This is a genomic window from Streptococcus parasanguinis (assembly GCF_040908565.1).
In the GTDB taxonomy this organism is placed as follows: Bacteria; Bacillota; Bacilli; order Lactobacillales; family Streptococcaceae; genus Streptococcus; species Streptococcus parasanguinis_AC.
The window spans coordinates 38,709-57,394 of the sequence record NZ_JBDGEA010000017.1 but is presented as its reverse complement, the minus strand read 5'-3'; the positions used below and the strand labels follow the sequence as shown (position 1 = coordinate 57,394).

Sequence of the window (18,686 nt, the reverse complement as noted above, 5' to 3'; positions counted from 1 at the left end):
CGGTGGTGATGCTACTTGGAGTTTTGATCGCAGGCTTGATTTTTGGCTGGATTTTCTCACCAAATGGCCGCGTATCGAGCATGATTTATATCATCGTCATTGGTGGCTTAGGTGTTGCTATTTATGGAGCCTTAGGATTATGGCTACGGTATTTTGACCGCTTTATCGGAGGTCAAGCTGCACGTCTCAGACAAAAATTCCGGATTAAATAAATCAAAGGTTGGGTAAAAAGTGCCCAGCCTTTTCTTATAGTTTGAAACTATAGCTAGGTCTTGAAAATGGGAAAACCGCTCTCCTCATAATAGTGATAAAATAGTAAGCAGTTAGATTGAATGTTTATCGGAGGGCAATATGAGTAAAAAACGCAATATCAATACGATTTTGGCACAGGCAGGAATCAAGTCGGATAAAGCAACGGGAGCTTTGACGACTCCTTTGCATTTCTCTACGACTTACCAACACCCAGAATTTGGTCAGTCTACAGGTTTTGACTATACCCGTACGAAAAATCCAACACGCGCAACAGCGGAGAAGACTTTGGCAGCTATCGAAAGTGCAGACTATGCTTTGGCGACAAGCTCTGGAATGTCAGCCATTGTGCTTGCTTTTAGCATTTTCCCTGTTGGTTCAAAAGTCTTAGCCGTTCGTGACCTTTATGGCGGTTCTTTCCGCTGGTTTAACCAACAAGAGCAAGAAGGTCGTTTCTCTTTCACCTATGCCAATACAGAAGAAGAACTGATCCACCATTTAGATCATGATCCGGTGGATGTCCTCTATATTGAAACACCAACCAATCCATTGATGTTGGAATTTGATATTGCTCATTTAGCCAAATTGGCCCATGCAAAAGGTGCCAAAGTCGTGGTGGACAATACTTTCTATAGCCCAATCTATCAACGTCCGATTGAAGAGGGAGCAGATATTGTCCTACATTCAGCAACCAAGTACCTGGCTGGTCACAACGATGTCTTGGCTGGTGTTGTCGTGACAAACGATGCAGACTTGTATGACAAACTCTTTTACAATTTGAACACGACAGGTGCTGTTCTTTCCCCGTTTGACAGCTATCTGCTGATCCGTGGTCTCAAGACGCTTTCTATTCGGATGGAGCGCTCCACAGAGAACGCTCGCAAGGTGGTCGAGTTTTTGAAAACCTCCCCTCAGGTCAAAGAAGTCCTCTACACTGGAAAAGGTGGAATGGTCTCCTTTAAAATTCAAGATGAGAAAAAAATTCCTAACTTGTTGAATTCCCTTCAAGTCTTTACCTTTGCAGAAAGCCTTGGCGGAGTTGAAAGCTTGATCACTTATCCTACCACTCAGACTCATGCGGACATTCCTGCAGAAGTTCGCCATTCATACGGTTTGACAGATGATCTTCTTCGGTTGTCCATCGGAATCGAAGATGCGGATGATTTGATTGAAGATTTGAAACAAGCATTGGAGGCTTAAGATGACCAAATATGATTTCACGACTTTACCGAATCGCTTGACCCACCATACCTACAAGTGGAAAGAAACAGAGACAGATCCAGAAATCATCCCGGCTTGGATCGCGGACATGGATTTTAATGTCATTCCAGAAGTACGAGAAGCAGTTATCGGCTATGCAGACCAAATGGTCTATGGCTACACCTATGCATCGGATAGCCTCTACCAGTCTATCCTTGATTGGGAAAAAGAAGAGCATGGCTATTCCTTTGATAAGGAAGCTGTCGTCTTTATCGAAGGTGTTGTTCCAGCCATTTCAACAGCTATTCAAACCTTCACCAAGGAAGGAGATGCTGTCTTAATCAATACGCCGGTCTATCCTCCATTTGCCCGAAGTGTCAAGCTCAATCGTCGAAAATTGATCGAAAATTCATTAGTTGAAAAGGATGGTCTTTTCCAAATTGATTTTGATCAGCTGGAAAAAGACATTGTGGAGCAAGAGGTGAAACTCTATGTTTTGTGTAATCCGCACAATCCTGGAGGCCGTGTATGGGATCGTGAAGTCTTGGAAAAAATCGGCCACCTCTGTCAAAAACATGGTGTCCTTCTCGTTTCAGATGAGATCCACCAAGATTTGGCCTTGTTTGGCCACCGTCATACCAGCTTTAACACGGTTGATCCAAGCTTTAAAGATTTCAGCTTGATCTTAACCAGTGCAACCAAGACTTTCAATATTGCAGGAACAAAAAATTCCTATGTGGTCATTGAAAATCCAAAGCTTCGTACGGCTTTTAAACAACGGCAATTGGCTAATAACCAACATGAAATCTCAGGCTTGGGCTATATTGCTACAGAAGCAGCCTATCGCCATGGTAAACCTTGGTTGACGGAGCTCAAGCAAGTCTTTGAAAAACACATTGACTATGTGGTTGATGAATTGCATGAAAAGACCAAAATCCGTGTCATGAAACCCCAAGGAACCTATCTTCTTTGGTTGGACTTTTCAGCCTATCCTTATAGCGATGATGAGCTGCATGCTAAAATTCATGACCAAGCCAAATTGATTTTGAACCGTGGAATAGATTTTGGAAAAGAAGGAAATTTGCATGCCCGCCTCAATGTGGCAGCTCCCTTCACCCTGATTGAAGAAATTACCAAACGCTTGGTGGAAACTTTTCACAAATAAGTGTTGACTTTCTGTAAGTGAAGGAGTACAATAAACTCGAAATACGGTAGGTGAGGCTACCACAAGGATACGGATGACTACCGCAAAGCAGTGGAGACACTACTCGTTGGTCAACAGTCCTGATCGCAAAGGTCAAGACTAAGCTCATTTCATTGCCTTGTGGAGCTAAAGCTTGGACGGTCAGTTTTTTTTTGAGTTTTGATTGAAAAATAAATGACGAGTTTCATGAGTCCTACCGATCGAGGGTAGGACTCTTTTTGATGCCTTACCAAGAAAAGAGAAAGGAGAGAGCTATGATACAAATCGACGATCATCCCGAACCGCACCGAACCAGCCAATCGCTGATTTGTGTCGTAGGGACTCCAAAAGTGATTGGCTCCTGATTGAAAAAGGAGATACCAATGCAAACAAATAAAGAAAGACTCATTGCCGCTCTTCAAGAACCACTTGAAAGCACCTTTGCCAACTACAAAACCAGTGCCCTTGGTTTGGTTGACGATCAAGTAGAAGAAAACCGCGATGCCTATGGCGAAAATGTCATCACAAAAGGTCAAGAAGATTCCATGATCAAAAAGATCTACGAATCGATCATCAATCCTTTTACAGTGATTTTGTTGGTCATTGCGCTGGTTTCCTTCATCACCAATGTCTGGCTAGCAAAACCAGGTGAACAGGATCCAACGACCTCCATCATCATTGTGACCTTGGTCTTGATCTCTGGTGGTATCCGCTTCATTCAAGAATTGCGGAGCGACAAAGCAGCTAGCAACTTATCACGTATGATTGTCAATACAGCGACCGTTCTGCGTGATGGATCAGAACAAGAAATTCCGATCGATGAAATCGTCGTAGGAGATGTGATCAAACTAAGTGCCGGCGATATGATTCCAGCAGATGTGGTCTTGATTGATTCCCGTGACTTCTTTGTCCAACAATCTGGCCTCACAGGGGAAAGTGATGCTGTTGAAAAGGTTTGTCTCAGAAAAGCTGACAGTCAAAATCTAGATAGTCTCTTGGAAAGTGAAAGTTTGGCCTTTATGGGGACCAATGTCATCTCCGGACGGGCGACAGCCTTGGTCTTGGTCGTGGGGGATGAAACCATGATGGGCGCTATTGAGCAAACCATCAACACCTATGACGAACCAACCTCATTTGAGAGAGAAATGAATACCATCTCTTGGCTCTTGATTCGGCTCATGTTAGTGATGGTGCCCGTTGTCTTTGTGATCAATGGTCTCACAGATGGTGACTGGTTAGAAGCGGGTGTCTTTGCTCTCAGCGTTGGGGTTGGTTTGACTCCAGAAATGCTGCCGATGATTATTACAGCGAGTCTTGCTAAGGGCTCCATCATCATGGCCAAGGAAAAAGTCGTTATCAAAAAACTCAATGCCATTCAAGACCTTGGGGCTATTGATATTTTGTGTACAGATAAGACAGGTACCTTGACCCAAGATGAAATCCTTTTGGAGTATCCGCTTGATATCCATGGCGAATTGGATCTATCAGTTCTTCGTCGGGCTTACTTGAATTCCTATTTCCAAACCGGGCTAAAAAATTTGATGGACCGAGCGATTATCAATCGGACCCAGAAAGAAGCCAAGAAACATGAAATCGTTCGCGATCTGGATCAAACCTTCCATAAGATTGATGAATTGCCCTTTGATTTTGAACGTCGTCGCATGAGTGTCATTGTCAAAGATGAAGACGGTGTGGTCAGCATGGTGACCAAGGGTGCCTTGGAAGAAATGCTTTCTGTATCGACTTATGTTGAGTACAAGGGGGAGATTAAACGCCTGACAGATGAAGTCCGTCAAGAGGTCCTCGCTGAAGTTGCTCAGTTAAATGAACAAGGTCTTCGTGTTTTGGGCGTCAGCTACAAAACCGACTTGGACGAAAATGACATCTTTAGTGTTGAAGATGAACGAGACATGATCCTAACCGGTTACCTTGCCTTTCTTGATCCACCAAAACCTTCTGCAGCTCCAGCAATCAAAGCTCTTGCAGAGTATGGGGTAACCACCAAGATCTTAACTGGGGACAATGAAAAGGTCACCCAAGCTGTCTGTGAAAAAGTAGGACTAGATGTAGAGCGGATTCTTTTGGGAAGCGAAATCGATACGATGACTGACCAAGAGTTAGCACAAGTTGTGGAAACAACAACGGTCTTTGCCAAATTATCACCCGATCAAAAAGCGCGGATCATCCTCTGCCTCAAGAACAATGGCCACAAGGTGGGTTACATGGGAGATGGGATCAACGATGCTCCATCCATGAAGGTCTCAGACGTTGGGATCTCCGTGGATACCGCTGTGGATATCGCCAAGGAAACGGCAGATGTCATCCTTCTGGATAAGGACTTGATGGTCCTTGAAAAAGGTTTGGTTGAAGGTCGCAAGGTCTATGCCAATATGACCAAGTACATCAAGATGACGGTCTCTTCTAACTTCGGGAACATTTTCTCTCTGCTCTTCGCCAGCATCTTTTTGCCTTTCCTTCCAATGGCTCCCGTTCATTTGATTGTGCTCAATCTTATCTATGATCTTTCTTGTATCGCCCTTCCTTTTGACAATGTCGACAAGGAATTCCTCAAGAAACCTCGTATCTGGGAAGCAAACTCTATCATGCGCTTTATGGCCTGGATTGGTCCCATTTCATCTGTATTTGATATTATTACCTACATGCTTCTTTACTTCCTTGTTGTTCCTATGATTTTAGGTCATGGCTACAACCATGGAGCAGCAGATGCAGCAGCCTTTATCATGGTGTTCCAAACTGGATGGTTTATCGAATCCATGTGGTCTCAAACCATGGTTATCCATATGTTGCGTTCACCAAAACTGCCATTTATCCAAAGTCGTCCAGCCTTCTCAGTCGTGGTGACGACTCTAGCAGCAGCCTTCTTTGTAACCTCCCTTCCATATAGTCCTTTGGCTTCTATCTTGAAGTTGAGCCAACTAAATGGATTGTACTTTGTTCTATTGTTTGCGATTATCGTCCTCTATATGCTGAGTGTGACGGTTGTCAAACGTATCTATATTAAGAAATACAAAGAATGGTTGTAATTGATTGATAGAAAGAGTGAGTCCGAACTTAAAAAATTAAGTGTAAGGGCTCTCTTTTTTTTGTAAAATTTGGTATAATAAGAAGAATGTAAAGTTGGAAATGAAGATTTCCATGTGCTGTGAGTATCAAAGAGGGACTGAAAGAAAGAGTAGAGCTTGACTCCACTTTTATCATAGCTCTTTTTTGAATAAAAACAGCTTAGAAAGAAGGATCTCAAAATGGGAAAATTAGAAGTTATTACACATCCACTGATTCAACACAAATTGTCTATTCTCCGCCGCACGGATACCTCTACGAAGGCCTTTCGTGAATTGGTAGATGAAATTGCTATGTTGATGGGCTACGAAGTGTTGCGTGAATTGCCTCTTGAAGATGTTGAAATTGAAACTCCTATTACTAAAACCGTTCAAAAGCAAATCGCAGGGAAGAAGTTGGCTATTGTCCCAATTCTTCGTGCAGGGATTGGGATGGTTGATGGTCTCTTGAGTTTGGTACCAGCTGCTAAAGTTGGCCATATCGGGATGTACCGTGATGAAGAAACCTTGAAACCAGTTGAATACTTGGTGAAATTGCCAGAAGATATCGATCAACGTCGCATCTTTGTAGTAGACCCGATGCTTGCTACGGGTGGATCCGCTATTCTAGCGATTGATTCCTTGAAAAAACGTGGCGCTAGCCATATCAAATTTGTCTGCCTAGTATCAGCGCCAGAAGGAGTGAAAGCTCTTCAAGAAGCTCACCCAGATGTTGATATCTTTACAGCAGCCCTCGATGATCATTTGAATGAACATGGCTACATTGTTCCTGGTCTTGGAGATGCAGGTGACCGTTTATTCGGTACCAAATAAGAAGCCATTCATGATTCGTCCGAAAGGTGCTTAAGATTTGACCTTTTTTGACCATTGGTTTATAATAGCACATATACTTTGAACCTCACGAATCGTGAGAATGAATGGATACTAAAGGAGAAGAATAGATGATTCCAGTAGTTATTGAACAAACCAGTCGTGGAGAACGTTCTTACGATATTTATTCCCGTCTGTTGAAAGATCGAATTATCATGGTAACAGGACCAGTTGAGGACCAAATGGCTAACTCCATTATCGCTCAATTGCTCTTCTTGGATGCCCAAGATAATACAAAAGATATCTATATGTATATCAATACACCAGGGGGCTCTGTCTCTGCAGGTCTCGCCATTGTAGATACTATGAACTTTATCAAGTCAGATGTCCAAACCATTGTCATGGGGATGGCGGCATCTATGGGAACTATCATTGCTTCAAGCGGTGCGAAGGGCAAACGCTTCATGTTGCCAAATGCTGAGTACATGATTCACCAACCAATGGGTGGTACTGGTGGTGGTACCCAACAAACCGATATGGCGATCGCAGCAGAACACTTGCTCAAAACACGGAATAACTTGGAAAAAATCCTTGCGGAAAATTCAGGTCAACCGATCGAAAAAGTGCATGCTGATGCGGAGCGTGACAATTGGATGAGCGCACAAGAAACACTTGAATATGGCTTTATTGATGAAATCATGGCCAATAATAAATTGGGCTAAACCATCCTGTGGGAAGGCCCGTCAAGAGGCTGGGACAAAAGTCCTAGCCTCTCAATTATTTTTGGATTGTCGAGCAAAACGCAGTGGTTGAGTGGGCTCTACTACGCTGATTTCATCAGCTTTTACAGCCCTACTCAACTGTGCGGAGGTGGGACGACGAAATCGAATTCTAACGAATTACCGATTTCTGTCCCACTCTCTTTTTTTGCTCTCATAAAAGAGTAGTTCTTTTTCTTGAAATTTGATATACTAGTAACAGAACGAGAAAGGGATTAACCATGTTTGAGAAACAAGAAAGAACAGGCTTGATTGTTAAATTGTATTACAATCGAGATGGGAAAAAATTACAATCTGTCGGAGATGTCTTGTACCATTCTAAGAAATGCCGTTATGTCCAATTGTATGTGGACAGCGACAAGGCCGATCAAGTGATGGAAGACTTAAAGAAAGAACGTTATGTCAAAAAGGTCTTGCCTTGCCATCTCAAAGATTTAGATACGGATTTTGTGGGGAGTTTACAACGATTGGAGACCCCATCTGTGGTCACAGAAGCTTAGAAAACGCAATCATTTGATGGATTGCGCTTTTTTTATTGACAATTGTCAGATAATTCGGTATATTCTTAATGTATTTAATTTAAGATTCATTTAAGGAGATCATTACAAATGAAGAAAAAATTTGCTCTTTCATTTTTAACCATTGCAAGTGTCGCTCTTCTTGCGGCTTGTGGTGAAGTTTCTACTTCAGGTTCAAACACAACTGGTAACGAAATCGGTAAAGAACTAAAAGTCGGTTTTAACTTTGAAAAAACTGGTGAAGTAGCAGCCTACGGTAGTGCTGAACAAAAAGGTGCTCAATTGGCCGTTGATGAAATCAACGCTAAGGGTGGAGCTGACGGTAAGAAGATCGTTGTCACAGACAAAGATAACAAGTCTGAAACAGCTGAAGCAGCAACAGTCACTACAAACCTTGTCACTCAATCAAAAGTAAACGCTCTTGTAGGACCTGCAACTTCTGGTGCTACTGCAGCAGCCGTTGCCAATGCTGGTAAAGCAGGTGTTCCATTGGTAACACCATCAGCAACTCAAGATGATTTGACAAAAGGTCAAGATTACCTCTTCCGTGCTACCTTCATCGATAGCTTCCAAGGACAAATCATTGCTAAATACACAACTGATAACTTGAAAGCGAAGAAAGTCGTTCTTTACTACGATAACTCATCTGACTATGCTAAAGGGATTGCTGAAGCCTTCAAGAAATCTTATAAAGGTGAAATCGTAGCAACAGAAACGTTCCAATCTAAGGATACAGACTTCCAAGCTGCTCTTACAAAAATCAAAGATAAAGACTTCGATGCGATTGTTCTTCCAGGTTACTACACTGAAACTGGTAAGATCGTAAACCAAGCGCGTGGTATGGGAATCAAACAACCAATCATTGGTGGTGATGGATTTAGCGATGCGAAGTTCGTTGAACAAGCAACACCTGCTGCAGCTACAGATATCTACTACGTAGCTGGATTCTCTACTGAAGGTGAAATGACTGATAAAGCCAAGAAATTCGTAGAAGCATACAAAGCGAAATACAATGAAGAACCTTCAATGTTCGCAGCTTTGGCTTATGACTCAGTTTACATGGTTGCAGAAGCATCTAAAGGTGCTAAGAACTCTGTCGAATTGAAAGACAACCTTGCGAAGTTGAAAGACATGGAAGGTGTGACTGGTACAATGTCAATCGACAAGAACCACAACCCGGTTAAATCAGCTCTTATGATTGGCTTGAAAGATGGTAAAGTCAAATCTGTTGAGTCTGTTAAACCATAATTATCATTTGTTGTTTGTACAAGAGGCTGGGAGAATAAAAATTCCTGGCCTCGCTCTTTATTGTTAGAAAGGATGGTTCAAATGCTCCAGCAATTAGTGAACGGTCTAATCTTGGGAAGTGTCTATGCGCTCTTGGCCCTTGGTTATACCATGGTGTATGGAATTATCAAATTGATCAACTTTGCCCATGGGGATATCTACATGGTAGGTGCCTTTATGGGATATTTCTTATTAAACTCATTGAAAGTGAACTTCTTTGTCGCTTTACTCCTAGCGATGGTTGGAACAGCTATTTTAGGGGTTGTGATTGAATACCTGGCTTATCGTCCGCTTCGTCATTCGACTCGGATTGCAGCCTTGATCACAGCTATTGGTGTCTCCTTCTTGCTCGAATATGGGATGGTCTTCTTTGTAGGAGCCAATACCCGTTCCTTCCCTCAAGTCATTAAAACGGTTCGTTACAACTTCGGTCCGATTTCCATCTCCAACATTCAGTTAATGATCTTGGGAGTGTCTATTTTCTTGATGGTCATTCTTCAATTTATCATTCAAAAGACTAAGATGGGGAAAGCCATGCGGGCCGTATCTGTGGATAGTGATGCCGCTCAATTAATGGGGATTAATGTCAATCGGACAATTAGCTTTACCTTTGCTTTGGGATCAGCCTTGGCAGGTGCGGGTGGTGTCCTGATCGGTTTGTATTACAATGCTATCGAGCCTTTGATGGGGATGACACCAGGGATCAAAGCCTTTGTCGCAGCCGTTCTTGGAGGAATCGGAATTATTCCAGGTGCAGCCCTAGGTGGATTTGTTATCGGTTTGTTGGAAACCTTCGCTACAGCGATCGGTCTTTCAGACTTCCGTGATGCCATTGTGTATGCCATCTTGATTGTGATCTTGCTCATCCGTCCAGCAGGTATCCTCGGTAAAAATGTGAAAGAGAAGGTGTAAGCCATGAAACAAAATTTAAAAGTGAATTTAGTCTGGCTTGGTCTTTTGGTCGCAGGTTTTGCCTTGATCCAAGTCTTGGTTGCAGCGGGTGTGCTCAACCTCTTCTATATCCAAATTTTAGAACAAATCGGAATTAATATTATCCTTGCAGTTGGCTTGAACCTCATTGTTGGTTTCTCAGGTCAATTCTCACTCGGGCATGCCGGATTTATGGCGATTGGTGCCTACTCTGCAGCTATTCTCGGTTCCAAATCACCAACCTACGGGGCTTTCTTTGGTGCGATGGTTTTAGGTGCGTTGATTGCTGGTGTCGTTGCCTTGATCGTTGGGGTTCCAACCCTTCGTTTGAAAGGGGACTACCTCGCGATTGCGACACTTGGGGTTTCTGAAATCATCCGGATCTTGATCGTTAATGGTGGTACTCTAACAAATGGTGCTGCTGGGATCCTTGGTTTGCCAGCCTTTACAACTTGGCAATTGGTTTACCTCTTTGTTGTCATTACAACGATCTTTACGATTAACTTCTTACGCAGTCCAATTGGACGCTCTACCCTTTCTGTTCGTGAAGATGAAATCGCAGCAGAATCTGTTGGGATCAACACGACCAAAGTCAAAGTCATTGCCTTTGTATTTGGTGCGATCACAGCGGCGATTGCTGGATCTCTCCAAGCCGGCTTTATCGGCTCTGTTGTTCCTAAAGATTACTCTTTCACCAATACCATTAATGTCTTGATCATTGTCGTGTTTGGTGGTTTGGGATCAATGTCAGGAACAGTTGTGGCAGCCATCGTCTTGGGTATCTTGAACATGGTGCTTCAAGACTTCTCAAGTGTACGTATGATCATTTACTCATTAGCTTTGATTCTCGTGATGATCTTCCGTCCAGGTGGTCTTCTTGGAACATGGGAATTCAGCTTGAAAAAACTACTCTCAAAAAAGGAGGCTAACTAATGGCACTTCTTGAAGTAAAAAATTTAACAAAAAACTTTGGTGGTTTGACAGCCGTTGGGGATGTGACCATGGAACTCAATGAAGGGGAATTGGTTGGTTTGATCGGACCCAATGGTGCCGGTAAAACAACCCTCTTCAACCTCCTAACAGGGGTATATGAACCAAGTGAAGGGACCATTACCTTAGATGGTCAGCTACTAAATGGTAAAGCACCTTATAAAATTGCTGCAGGTGGTCTGGGACGGACTTTCCAAAATATTCGTCTCTTTAAAGACTTGAGCGTTTTGGACAATGTCTTGATTGCCTTTGCCAATCACCACAAACCACATGTCTTTGCCAGTCTTTTCCGCTTGCCAAGCTATTACAAGAATGAAGAAGCTTTGAAAGCAAAAGCTCTTGAATTGTTAGCCATTTTTGGTTTGGAAAAAGAAGCAGATACCTTGGCCAAAAATTTAGCTTACGGACAACAACGTCACTTGGAGATCGTTCGTGCCCTTGCTACAGAGCCAAAGATCCTCTTCTTGGATGAACCTGCTGCAGGGATGAACCCTCAAGAAACAGCAGAATTGACCCAATTGATCCGTCGTATTCAAAAAGAATTCAATATTACGATCATGCTGATCGAACACGATATGAGCTTGGTCATGGAAGTAACCGAACGGATTTATGTATTGGAATATGGTCGCTTGATTGCCCATGGTACGCCAGACGAAATCAAGACCAACAAACGCGTAATCGAAGCATATCTAGGAGGTGAAGCCTAATGTCTATGTTAAAAGTTGAAAATCTTTCTGTACACTATGGCATGATCCAGGCTGTCCGTGATGTCAGTTTCGAAGTCAATGAAGGGGAAGTTGTTTCCTTGATTGGTGCTAACGGTGCTGGGAAAACCTCTATTCTTCGTACCATTTCAGGCTTGGTACGTCCAAGTGCTGGGAAAATTGAGTTCTTGGGGCAGGAGATTCAAAAGGTTCCGGCTCAAAAGATTGTAGCAGCAGGACTCTCTCAAGTTCCAGAAGGCCGCCACGTCTTTCCAGGATTGACCGTTATGGAAAACTTGGAAATGGGAGCTTTCTTGAAGAAAGATCGAGAAGAAAATCAAGCCAACTTGAAGAAAGTCTTCTCACGTTTCCCACGTTTGGAAGAACGGAAGAACCAAGATGCCGCTACTCTATCTGGCGGGGAACAACAAATGCTCGCAATGGGTCGTGCACTCATGTCAACACCAAAACTCTTGCTTTTGGATGAACCTTCTATGGGATTGGCTCCAATCTTTATCCAAGAAATCTTTGATATCATCCAAGATATCCAAAAACAAGGAACAACCGTTCTCTTGATTGAGCAAAATGCCAACAAAGCCCTTGCCATCGCAGACCGCGGTTATGTTTTGGAAACAGGGAAAGTCGTTCTTTCCGGAACAGGAAAAGAACTCTTAGCCTCAGAAGAAGTCCGCAAGGCCTACCTTGGTGGATAAGATTTTTAAAGTTTGTTTGAATAAGTTCAAAAGAAAGGTCCTGAAGACCTTTCTTTTTCATTTTTCCTGTTTGATTTTTCTAAATTTTGAAAACAGGAGAAAACTGCTGAAAGCGTTTGAAATCATTCTTAAAATCAAGTATAATAAAACTAGTAAAAGCATAGGAGAACTTGTTATGGCTGTTAAAGATTTTATGACACGTAAAGTGGTTTACATTAGTCCAGATACTACAATTGCCCATACGGCAGATTTGATGCGCGAACAAGGTTTGCACCGTTTGCCAGTCATTGAAAATGATAAATTGGTTGGTTTGGTGACAGAAGGTACGATTGCAGAAGCAAGTCCATCTAAAGCAACAAGCTTGTCTATTTTTGAGATGAACTATCTCTTGAACAAAACCAAGGTCAAAGATGTGATGCTTCGCGATGTCATTACCGTCTCAAAATTTGCAAGCTTAGAAGATGCGACCTACCTCATGTATAAGAACAAGGTGGGAATTCTTCCAGTCGTGGACAATGACCAGGTATCCGGTGTCATCACGGATCGTGATATTTTCCGTGCCTTCCTTGAAGTATCCGGTTATGGAGAAGAAGGAGTCCGTGTACGCTTTGTGACGGAAGATAAGGTTGGCGTTCTAGAACAAATCATTCACTTGATTGTAGAAGAAGGGTATAACATCGCAAATACAGTCAATATCCCAACCAAAGACGATCGTGTCGTCATCGAAGTTCAAATTGATGGGGTGACGGATCTAGAAGGAATCCGTACTAAATTTGAAGCCAACGGTTTGAAAGTCGATGAAATCATTCGAACAACCGCAAAAGCTATTTAATAAAAAATCAGGCTGGATGACAATCCAGTCTGATTTTTCTATTAACGGGTAATGGGTTGTTTTTCTTTATCTAAAGTGAAGCCTTCGCCGAGAATTTCATGGGCTTCGGAAATAGTGATAAAGGCGAATGGATCAATACGATTGATGATGTCTTTCATTTGTTTCATCTCATTCCGCGAAACGACACAGTAGACGATATCCAGGTCCTTACGGCTGTAATAGCCCATCCCACGGATAAAGGTAATCCCGCGACCCAGATCGTCAGATACCTTTTGGGCAATTTCTTCTGGTTTAGATGTAACGATGAGGAAGCCTTTACCAGCAAAACCACCTTCTCCAATCAAGTCGATCACAAGGGTGTCAATCAGGATGAAGAAGAGAGTATACATGGCGGTACGGACATCTTGGAAGACTACGACAACAGTTGTCAGAACAATGGCATCTACAATCAACATGAGTTTTCCCATACTGAGGGAAGTGTATTTATTAAAGATGCGAGCGAGGATATCTGTTCCTCCAGTGGTTCCTCCAGCATTGAAGATGATCCCTAGCCCCAAACCAAGGACAACCCCTGAGGCAATACAGGCAAGCAGAATATCTCCTTTAAAGGCGTCAAAGATGAAGTGATGGTAGCGGTGGCTGAGGGGCATGGCTTCAAAAATAGCCATCCAAGCCGAAACCGAGAAAGTCCCCAGTAAGCTCAGATAAAGAGATTTCTTGCCCAGGAGCTTCCAAGCCAAAACGAAGAGAGGGATATTGATCAGCAAGTTCATGATGGATACAGGGATTTTGAAAAGGTAATAGGTAATCAAGGTAATCCCTGTTGCTCCTCCTTCATAGAAGTGAAAGGGAATGACTAAAAAATAGATCCCAAACGAAAAAATGCCGGCCCCAAAAATGATAGCCAGAATATCTTTAAATTTAAACATGATAGGTTGTCTCCTAAAACTTTATAAGAATATTGTAACAAAAAAGTGAAAAAATGAAAATGACTTTGAAAAATTTTCTCTCCTAAAATACAAGATTTTTACCCTTATTTTTGGTAAAATAAAAAGAAGAAAAACAGAAAGAGGATACTATGGTAAACGGTACATTAATTTCATTTGAAGGTCCAGAAGGAGCGGGAAAATCATCGGTCCTAGAAGCCATTTTGCCTCTACTTGAAGAAAAAGGAATTCCTTTTATTACAACCCGTGAACCAGGTGGTGTCGACATTGCCGAAAAGATCCGCCAAGTCATTTTGGATCCAGACCATACTAGTATGGATGCCAAGACCGAGTTGTTGCTCTATATTGCTAGTCGCCGGCAGCATTTGGTGGAACGTGTCTTGCCAGCCCTTGCAGCTGGGAAGGTTGTCTTGATGGACCGCTTTATTGATAGCTCGGTGGCTTATCAAGGGTATGGTCGCGGTCTGAGTGTGGAAGATATCGAGTGGCTCAATCAATTCGCGACAGATGGTCTTAAGCCAGACCTAACCCTTTACTTTGATCTGGATGTCGAAGAAGGGCTCTCACGAATTGCGAAAAACCAAGAGCGGGAAGTCAATCGTTTGGATTTGGAAGGATTTGAACTTCACCAAAAGGTCAGACAAGGTTATTTAGCCTTGTATGAAAAGGAACAAGAGCGCATCGTGAAAATCGATGCCAGCCAATCTTTTGAAGCAGTCTTTACGGATGTCTTGGCTGTTTTAGAAAATCGCTTGGGGACATTGAAATGAATCTAGAAGAGATCCAACAGCTCCAGCCAGAATTGGTGGAGCGCTTCACCCAGATCCTAGAACACAAACAGCTCAGTCATGCTTATCTCTTTACAGGTTCGTTTGCCAGTTTTGAGATGGCCCTCTTGCTAGCTCAAAGTCAGTTTTGCGAAGATTTGCAGGGAGTCTGGCCTTGTGGCAAATGCCGTTCCTGCCGCTTGATTGCTGAAGAAGAATTCTCAGACGTGAAGATCGTGCGTCCAGTCAACCAGATCATAAAGACTGATCGTATTCGCTCGCTCGTTCAAGACTTTTCTCAATCCGGGTTTGAAGGAAGTCGGCAGGTCTTTATCGTCCAAGATGCGGACAAGATGCACACCAATGCAGCGAATTCTCTCTTAAAGGTTATGGAAGAGCCCCAGAGTGAGATCTATCTCTTCTTGTTGACATCCGATGAAAACTTGATTTTACCAACCATCAAGAGTCGTGCCCAGCAGGTCCATTTTCCCAAAAAGCAAGCCTACCTTACCGAACGTCTAGAAAAAGAAGGTTTGATTAAATCGCAGGCAAGTCTAGTAGCTCGATTTAGTTTTAGTCTTGAAGAGGCAGAGCAGCAAAAAAAGAATGCTACTTTTTTTGAGTTGGCGAAAGTTTGTAATCAGTTCATCGAACGTTGTCACTCCAATTTGAATAGCGCCTATTTGGAAGTGACCCGATTGGTGAGCTTAGCAGATGATAAGGAAAAACAAAGCCAGGCTTTTCGTTTGATGGAGTTGTCTTTAGAAGAGCAGTTGCGCTTGAGCAGATCCCAGCAGTTGCTGGAAAAATTGAGTCTTGCTCGCAGGATGTGGAAGGCCAATGTTTCTTTTCAAAATGCTCTAGAATATATGGTTTTGAGCTTAGAAAGTTAAGGAGTCAGAATGAATAAAAAAGAATTATTTGATGCTTTAGACGGCTTTTCTCAGAATTTGTTGGTCACCTTGGCTGAAGTCGAAGCCATCAAGAAAAATTTGAAACAAGTCATCGAAGAAAATACAGCTCTTCGCTTAGAAAATGATAAATTGAGAGAGCGTTTGGGGGAAGTTGAGAAGACCGCATCCGCAAAGTCACAACACCATGGCCGTGAAAATTTGCAACGAATTTACAATGACGGTTTTCACATTTGTACTTATTCCTACGGCCAACGCCGTGAGAACGATGAAGAGTGTATGTTTTGTGACGAGTTGTTATTTAGGGAGTAAGCATGCAGATCCAACGAAGTTTTAAAGGTGAAAAGAAAACAGGGGTCCTCTACCTAGTCCCAACACCGATCGGCAATCGTGAAGATATGAGTTACCGCATGGTCCAGACCTTAAAGGATGTGGACTTGATCGCAGCTGAGGATACCAGAAATACAGGCCTCTTGCTCAAGCATTTTGAGATTAGGACTCCCCAGACTAGCTTTCATGAGCATAATGCCCAGGAGAAAATTCCAGATCTGATCGCCCATTTAGAATCTGGAAAAGATTTGGCGCAGGTCTCAGATGCAGGACTCCCTAGTATCTCTGACCCTGGTCATGATTTGGTCAAGGCAGCGATTGAACGCGAGATTCCTGTCGTAGCTGTTCCTGGTCCAAGTGCAGGGATTACTGGCTTGATTGCCAGTGGCCTAGCACCCCAACCTCATATTTTTTACGGATTTCTGCCTCGCAAAGAGGGGCAACAAAAGGCTTTTTTCCAAGAAAAAGTGGCCTATCCGGAGACGCAGATTTTTTATGAGTCGCCTCATCGGGTGAAGGCGACCTTAGAGAATATGTTGGCTGTCTATGGGGATCGTCCGGTTGTCTTGGTTCGTGAATTGACCAAGATCTACGAAGAATATACTCGTGGCAGTATTTCTGAGTTAGTCGCATTTCTGGAAGAAAATCCCCTCAAAGGGGAGTGCCTCCTGATCGTCGAAGGAGCCAAGGAAGAAGTGCTAGACCTAGAAGAGGTCGACTTGATCCAAGAGATCGATACCTTGGTCCAAGAGGGCATGAAGAAGAATCAAGCAATCAAACAGGTCGCCAAACAATACGGCCTGCAAAAGAGTGAGCTCTATGCTCGTTACCATCAAGAGTAGGAAAGGTTGGAAGCAGGATGGAAATTAGAATGGCTTATCCAAATGAGATCCAGCGAATTATGGAAATCATCCAAGATGCTAAGGAAAGTCTGGCTCAAAGACAGGTCGATCAGTGGCAGGATGGTTATCCAGATGAAGAGATCATTTTTGAGGATATTCTAGAAAGTCGTGGTTATGTAGCCGTTGAAGATCAGGAAATCGTCGCCTATGCTGCCGTCCACAAGGGAAATGAAGCGGCCTATAATGAGATTTACGATGGCAAGTGGGAGCATGACAACTATATGTATGTTACCTTTCATCGTGTCGCTGTAGCCAAAGAAGCGGCTGGCAAAGGGGTGGCTCAGACCTTCCTTCAAGGCTTGATCGAAGGAGAAAAAGGGCCTGATTTCCGTTGCGATACGCATCCGGATAATCTGGTCATGCAACATTTGCTTGAAAAATTAGGCTATCATTATTGTGGAAAGGTCCCAATTGATGGCGTCCGTCTAGCTTATCAAAAGATCAAACGAAAAGCAGAAACCAGTTTGTTCCAAGTGGTCTCAGAAGAGGACCGCTGGGACCAAAGAGCAGAAGCGGCCTACAATGACACTCTATCTTAAACAATTCTATGAGAGCCCTATGGGACTTCTTTCGATCATTGTCAGCAAGGAAGGCCTTGTAGAGCTTGATTTTTATGATCCGAAAGAAGATGCGCCTGATCCTTTTGGGGCGCTGGAGCAGTTCCATCCCTACCATGAGAAGGTAAAGGAGTGGTTGGAACACTATTTTGCAGGAGAACCAATCGCTATCAGCTTTCCACTAGCGCCAAAAGGAACAGCCTTTCAAGAGCGGGTGTGGCAGTTATTGAGAGATATCCCCTATGGTGAGACTAAGACCTATGGGCAGCTTGCCCAGGATCTTTCTTGTGGTTCTGCTCAGGCCGTGGGACAAGCAGTTGGGCGCAATCCCTTGTCGATCCTAGTTCCCTGTCACCGCGTGATGGGAAAAAATGGAGAATTGACAGGCTATGCGTCTGGACTCGATCGTAAACGCTGGCTCTTACAACACGAAGGAATTACCTGGAAGGAGAAATGAAATCGATGTATACCTTTATTGAATACCCAAAATGTTCGACTTGTCGAAAGGCTAAATCAGAATTGGACGGTCTCCAATGTGAGTTTCAGAGCCAAAATATTGTAACCGAAACACCGACTAGTCAAGAATTGCAAGACTGGATGGCAGCGTCTGGCCTACCGATCAAATCTTTCTTTAATACCAGCGGGATGAAATACCGGGAACTTGGCTTGAAAGATAAGGTAGATCAACTGACAGTGAAAGAAGCAGCGGATCTCCTTGCTTCAGACGGTATGCTGATCAAGCGCCCCCTACTTGTCAAAGACGGAAAAGTGGTTCAAGTGGGCTACCGGAAACCATACGCAGACTTGGATTTGTAAAAGAAAAGGGAGTTGGATTTTCTTCAGATCTATAATAAAAGTATGCCAGAAGCTTTCCTTAGGTGAGTACGGACGTCAGCGAACTTCAAAGAAGTTCCATGACTTAGTTTTGAGCCTAAGGTCTCAAAACTCCCGAGTGCTAGAAACAATAATGTTTCTAGCACTTTTCTCACGGCGGAAA

At 43.1% G+C, this 18,686-nt stretch carries 20 protein-coding genes, 1 pseudogene and 1 riboswitch; of the genes and pseudogenes, 20 read left to right on the top strand and 1 reads right to left on the bottom strand.

Going from position 1 to position 18,686, the window contains the following annotated elements:
• The 13 genes and pseudogenes from AB5Y61_RS08725 to AB5Y61_RS08665 all read left to right on the top strand — a co-directional run.
• A pseudogene (locus tag AB5Y61_RS08725) lies at nt 1-212 on the top strand (polysaccharide biosynthesis protein); the annotation flags it as partial.
• A 139-nt stretch (nt 213-351) separates the two neighbouring features.
• Complete coding sequence (locus AB5Y61_RS08720; protein WP_003005364.1) at nt 352-1,449, top strand: cystathionine gamma-synthase; 1,098 nt, start codon at nt 352-354, stop codon at nt 1,447-1,449.
• 1 nt (nt 1,450) lies between these two features.
• The gene (locus AB5Y61_RS08715; protein ID WP_368403866.1) at nt 1,451-2,614 is read left to right on the top strand and encodes a MalY/PatB family protein; all 1,164 of its coding nucleotides are present in this window, start codon (nt 1,451-1,453) and stop codon (nt 2,612-2,614) included.
• A gap of 35 nt (nt 2,615-2,649) precedes the next feature.
• Nucleotides 2,650-2,807: riboswitch (M-box (ykoK) riboswitch) on the top strand.
• A 208-nt stretch (nt 2,808-3,015) separates the two neighbouring features.
• Entirely contained in the window at nt 3,016-5,676 is a 2,661-nt protein-coding gene (mgtA, locus tag AB5Y61_RS08710) for a magnesium-translocating P-type ATPase (protein ID WP_368403865.1), read from the top strand.
• A gap of 219 nt (nt 5,677-5,895) precedes the next feature.
• Nucleotides 5,896-6,525 carry a uracil phosphoribosyltransferase gene (gene upp, locus AB5Y61_RS08705; protein WP_003005574.1) on the top strand — a complete coding sequence of 210 codons (630 nt, stop codon included), beginning with the start codon at nt 5,896-5,898 and terminating at the stop codon, nt 6,523-6,525.
• 128 nt (nt 6,526-6,653) lie between these two features.
• Nucleotides 6,654-7,244: an ATP-dependent Clp protease proteolytic subunit gene (locus AB5Y61_RS08700; protein ID WP_070662483.1), complete on the top strand. Its 591-nt coding sequence runs from the start codon at nt 6,654-6,656 to the stop codon at nt 7,242-7,244.
• A gap of 278 nt (nt 7,245-7,522) precedes the next feature.
• The gene (locus tag AB5Y61_RS08695) at nt 7,523-7,801 is read left to right on the top strand and encodes a DUF2129 domain-containing protein (protein WP_368403864.1); all 279 of its coding nucleotides are present in this window, start codon (nt 7,523-7,525) and stop codon (nt 7,799-7,801) included.
• A gap of 108 nt (nt 7,802-7,909) precedes the next feature.
• Nucleotides 7,910-9,067: an ABC transporter substrate-binding protein gene (locus AB5Y61_RS08690; RefSeq protein ID WP_347112404.1), complete on the top strand. Its 1,158-nt coding sequence runs from the start codon at nt 7,910-7,912 to the stop codon at nt 9,065-9,067.
• An 81-nt stretch (nt 9,068-9,148) separates the two neighbouring features.
• Nucleotides 9,149-10,018, top strand: coding sequence for a branched-chain amino acid ABC transporter permease (locus tag AB5Y61_RS08685; RefSeq protein ID WP_368403863.1), 870 nt, complete (start codon nt 9,149-9,151; stop codon nt 10,016-10,018).
• Nucleotides 10,019-10,021: 3 nt separating this feature from the next.
• A complete protein-coding gene (locus AB5Y61_RS08680) occupies nt 10,022-10,969 on the top strand; it encodes a branched-chain amino acid ABC transporter permease (protein WP_003008278.1) in 948 nt (315 codons plus the stop codon).
• Entirely contained in the window at nt 10,969-11,733 is a 765-nt protein-coding gene (locus tag AB5Y61_RS08675; RefSeq protein ID WP_003005595.1) for an ABC transporter ATP-binding protein, read from the top strand. The genes AB5Y61_RS08680 and AB5Y61_RS08675 overlap by 1 nt, the downstream gene beginning before the upstream one ends.
• Nucleotides 11,733-12,443, top strand: a complete 711-nt coding sequence (locus AB5Y61_RS08670; protein WP_003008277.1) for an ABC transporter ATP-binding protein — start codon at nt 11,733-11,735, stop codon at nt 12,441-12,443. Before AB5Y61_RS08675 ends, AB5Y61_RS08670 begins: the two co-directional genes overlap by 1 nt.
• 175 nt (nt 12,444-12,618) lie before the next feature.
• Nucleotides 12,619-13,275, top strand: a complete 657-nt coding sequence (locus AB5Y61_RS08665) for a CBS domain-containing protein (protein WP_368403862.1) — start codon at nt 12,619-12,621, stop codon at nt 13,273-13,275.
• A gap of 41 nt (nt 13,276-13,316) precedes the next feature.
• On the opposite strand, the gene AB5Y61_RS08660 is transcribed toward AB5Y61_RS08665, so the two are convergent.
• Nucleotides 13,317-14,204: a YitT family protein gene (locus AB5Y61_RS08660; protein WP_014713700.1), complete on the bottom strand. Its 888-nt coding sequence runs from the start codon at nt 14,202-14,204 to the stop codon at nt 13,317-13,319.
• A gap of 149 nt (nt 14,205-14,353) precedes the next feature.
• On the opposite strand from AB5Y61_RS08660, the gene tmk reads away from it, so the two are divergent.
• Genes tmk through AB5Y61_RS08625 form a run of 7 tightly spaced genes read left to right on the top strand, consistent with a single transcriptional unit; the run spans nt 14,354 to nt 18,505 of the window.
• Nucleotides 14,354-14,992: a dTMP kinase gene (gene tmk / locus AB5Y61_RS08655; RefSeq protein WP_368403861.1), complete on the top strand. Its 639-nt coding sequence runs from the start codon at nt 14,354-14,356 to the stop codon at nt 14,990-14,992.
• A complete protein-coding gene (locus AB5Y61_RS08650; protein ID WP_368403860.1) occupies nt 14,989-15,882 on the top strand; it encodes a DNA polymerase III subunit delta' in 894 nt (297 codons plus the stop codon). Before tmk ends, AB5Y61_RS08650 begins: the two co-directional genes overlap by 4 nt.
• 9 nt (nt 15,883-15,891) lie before the next feature.
• Nucleotides 15,892-16,212: a DNA replication initiation control protein YabA gene (gene yabA / locus AB5Y61_RS08645; RefSeq protein ID WP_014713697.1), complete on the top strand. Its 321-nt coding sequence runs from the start codon at nt 15,892-15,894 to the stop codon at nt 16,210-16,212.
• Between the two features lie 2 nt (nt 16,213-16,214).
• The gene (rsmI, locus tag AB5Y61_RS08640; protein WP_014713696.1) at nt 16,215-17,072 is read left to right on the top strand and encodes a 16S rRNA (cytidine(1402)-2'-O)-methyltransferase; all 858 of its coding nucleotides are present in this window, start codon (nt 16,215-16,217) and stop codon (nt 17,070-17,072) included.
• Nucleotides 17,073-17,089: 17 nt separating this feature from the next.
• Nucleotides 17,090-17,671, top strand: coding sequence for a GNAT family N-acetyltransferase (locus tag AB5Y61_RS08635; protein ID WP_049516212.1), 582 nt, complete (start codon nt 17,090-17,092; stop codon nt 17,669-17,671).
• Nucleotides 17,655-18,146, top strand: a complete 492-nt coding sequence (locus AB5Y61_RS08630; RefSeq protein ID WP_368403859.1) for a methylated-DNA--[protein]-cysteine S-methyltransferase — start codon at nt 17,655-17,657, stop codon at nt 18,144-18,146. The genes AB5Y61_RS08635 and AB5Y61_RS08630 overlap by 17 nt, the downstream gene beginning before the upstream one ends.
• A gap of 5 nt (nt 18,147-18,151) precedes the next feature.
• Nucleotides 18,152-18,505: an arsenate reductase family protein gene (locus AB5Y61_RS08625; protein WP_031576371.1), complete on the top strand. Its 354-nt coding sequence runs from the start codon at nt 18,152-18,154 to the stop codon at nt 18,503-18,505.
• The last annotated feature ends 181 nt before the right edge of the window (nt 18,506-18,686 follow it).

Excerpts from the sequence above, each read along its gene's own strand:
- AB5Y61_RS08720 (WP_003005364.1), top strand. The coding sequence starts at position 352 with ATGAGTAAAAAACGCAATATCAATACGATTTTGGCACAGGCAGGAATC.
- AB5Y61_RS08715 (WP_368403866.1), top strand. The coding sequence starts at position 1,451 with ATGACCAAATATGATTTCACGACTTTACCGAATCGCTTGACCCACCAT.
- mgtA (WP_368403865.1), top strand. The coding sequence starts at position 3,016 with ATGCAAACAAATAAAGAAAGACTCATTGCCGCTCTTCAAGAACCACTT.
- upp (WP_003005574.1), top strand. The coding sequence starts at position 5,896 with ATGGGAAAATTAGAAGTTATTACACATCCACTGATTCAACACAAATTG.
- AB5Y61_RS08700 (WP_070662483.1), top strand. The coding sequence starts at position 6,654 with ATGATTCCAGTAGTTATTGAACAAACCAGTCGTGGAGAACGTTCTTAC.
- AB5Y61_RS08695 (WP_368403864.1), top strand. The coding sequence starts at position 7,523 with ATGTTTGAGAAACAAGAAAGAACAGGCTTGATTGTTAAATTGTATTAC.
- AB5Y61_RS08690 (WP_347112404.1), top strand. The coding sequence starts at position 7,910 with ATGAAGAAAAAATTTGCTCTTTCATTTTTAACCATTGCAAGTGTCGCT.
- AB5Y61_RS08685 (WP_368403863.1), top strand. The coding sequence starts at position 9,149 with ATGCTCCAGCAATTAGTGAACGGTCTAATCTTGGGAAGTGTCTATGCG.
- AB5Y61_RS08680 (WP_003008278.1), top strand. The coding sequence starts at position 10,022 with ATGAAACAAAATTTAAAAGTGAATTTAGTCTGGCTTGGTCTTTTGGTC.
- AB5Y61_RS08675 (WP_003005595.1), top strand. The coding sequence starts at position 10,969 with ATGGCACTTCTTGAAGTAAAAAATTTAACAAAAAACTTTGGTGGTTTG.
- AB5Y61_RS08670 (WP_003008277.1), top strand. The coding sequence starts at position 11,733 with ATGTCTATGTTAAAAGTTGAAAATCTTTCTGTACACTATGGCATGATC.
- AB5Y61_RS08665 (WP_368403862.1), top strand. The coding sequence starts at position 12,619 with ATGGCTGTTAAAGATTTTATGACACGTAAAGTGGTTTACATTAGTCCA.
- AB5Y61_RS08660 (WP_014713700.1), bottom strand. The coding sequence starts at position 14,204 with ATGTTTAAATTTAAAGATATTCTGGCTATCATTTTTGGGGCCGGCATT.
- tmk (WP_368403861.1), top strand. The coding sequence starts at position 14,354 with ATGGTAAACGGTACATTAATTTCATTTGAAGGTCCAGAAGGAGCGGGA.
- AB5Y61_RS08650 (WP_368403860.1), top strand. The coding sequence starts at position 14,989 with ATGAATCTAGAAGAGATCCAACAGCTCCAGCCAGAATTGGTGGAGCGC.
- yabA (WP_014713697.1), top strand. The coding sequence starts at position 15,892 with ATGAATAAAAAAGAATTATTTGATGCTTTAGACGGCTTTTCTCAGAAT.
- rsmI (WP_014713696.1), top strand. The coding sequence starts at position 16,215 with ATGCAGATCCAACGAAGTTTTAAAGGTGAAAAGAAAACAGGGGTCCTC.
- AB5Y61_RS08635 (WP_049516212.1), top strand. The coding sequence starts at position 17,090 with ATGGAAATTAGAATGGCTTATCCAAATGAGATCCAGCGAATTATGGAA.
- AB5Y61_RS08630 (WP_368403859.1), top strand. The coding sequence starts at position 17,655 with ATGACACTCTATCTTAAACAATTCTATGAGAGCCCTATGGGACTTCTT.
- AB5Y61_RS08625 (WP_031576371.1), top strand. The coding sequence starts at position 18,152 with ATGTATACCTTTATTGAATACCCAAAATGTTCGACTTGTCGAAAGGCT.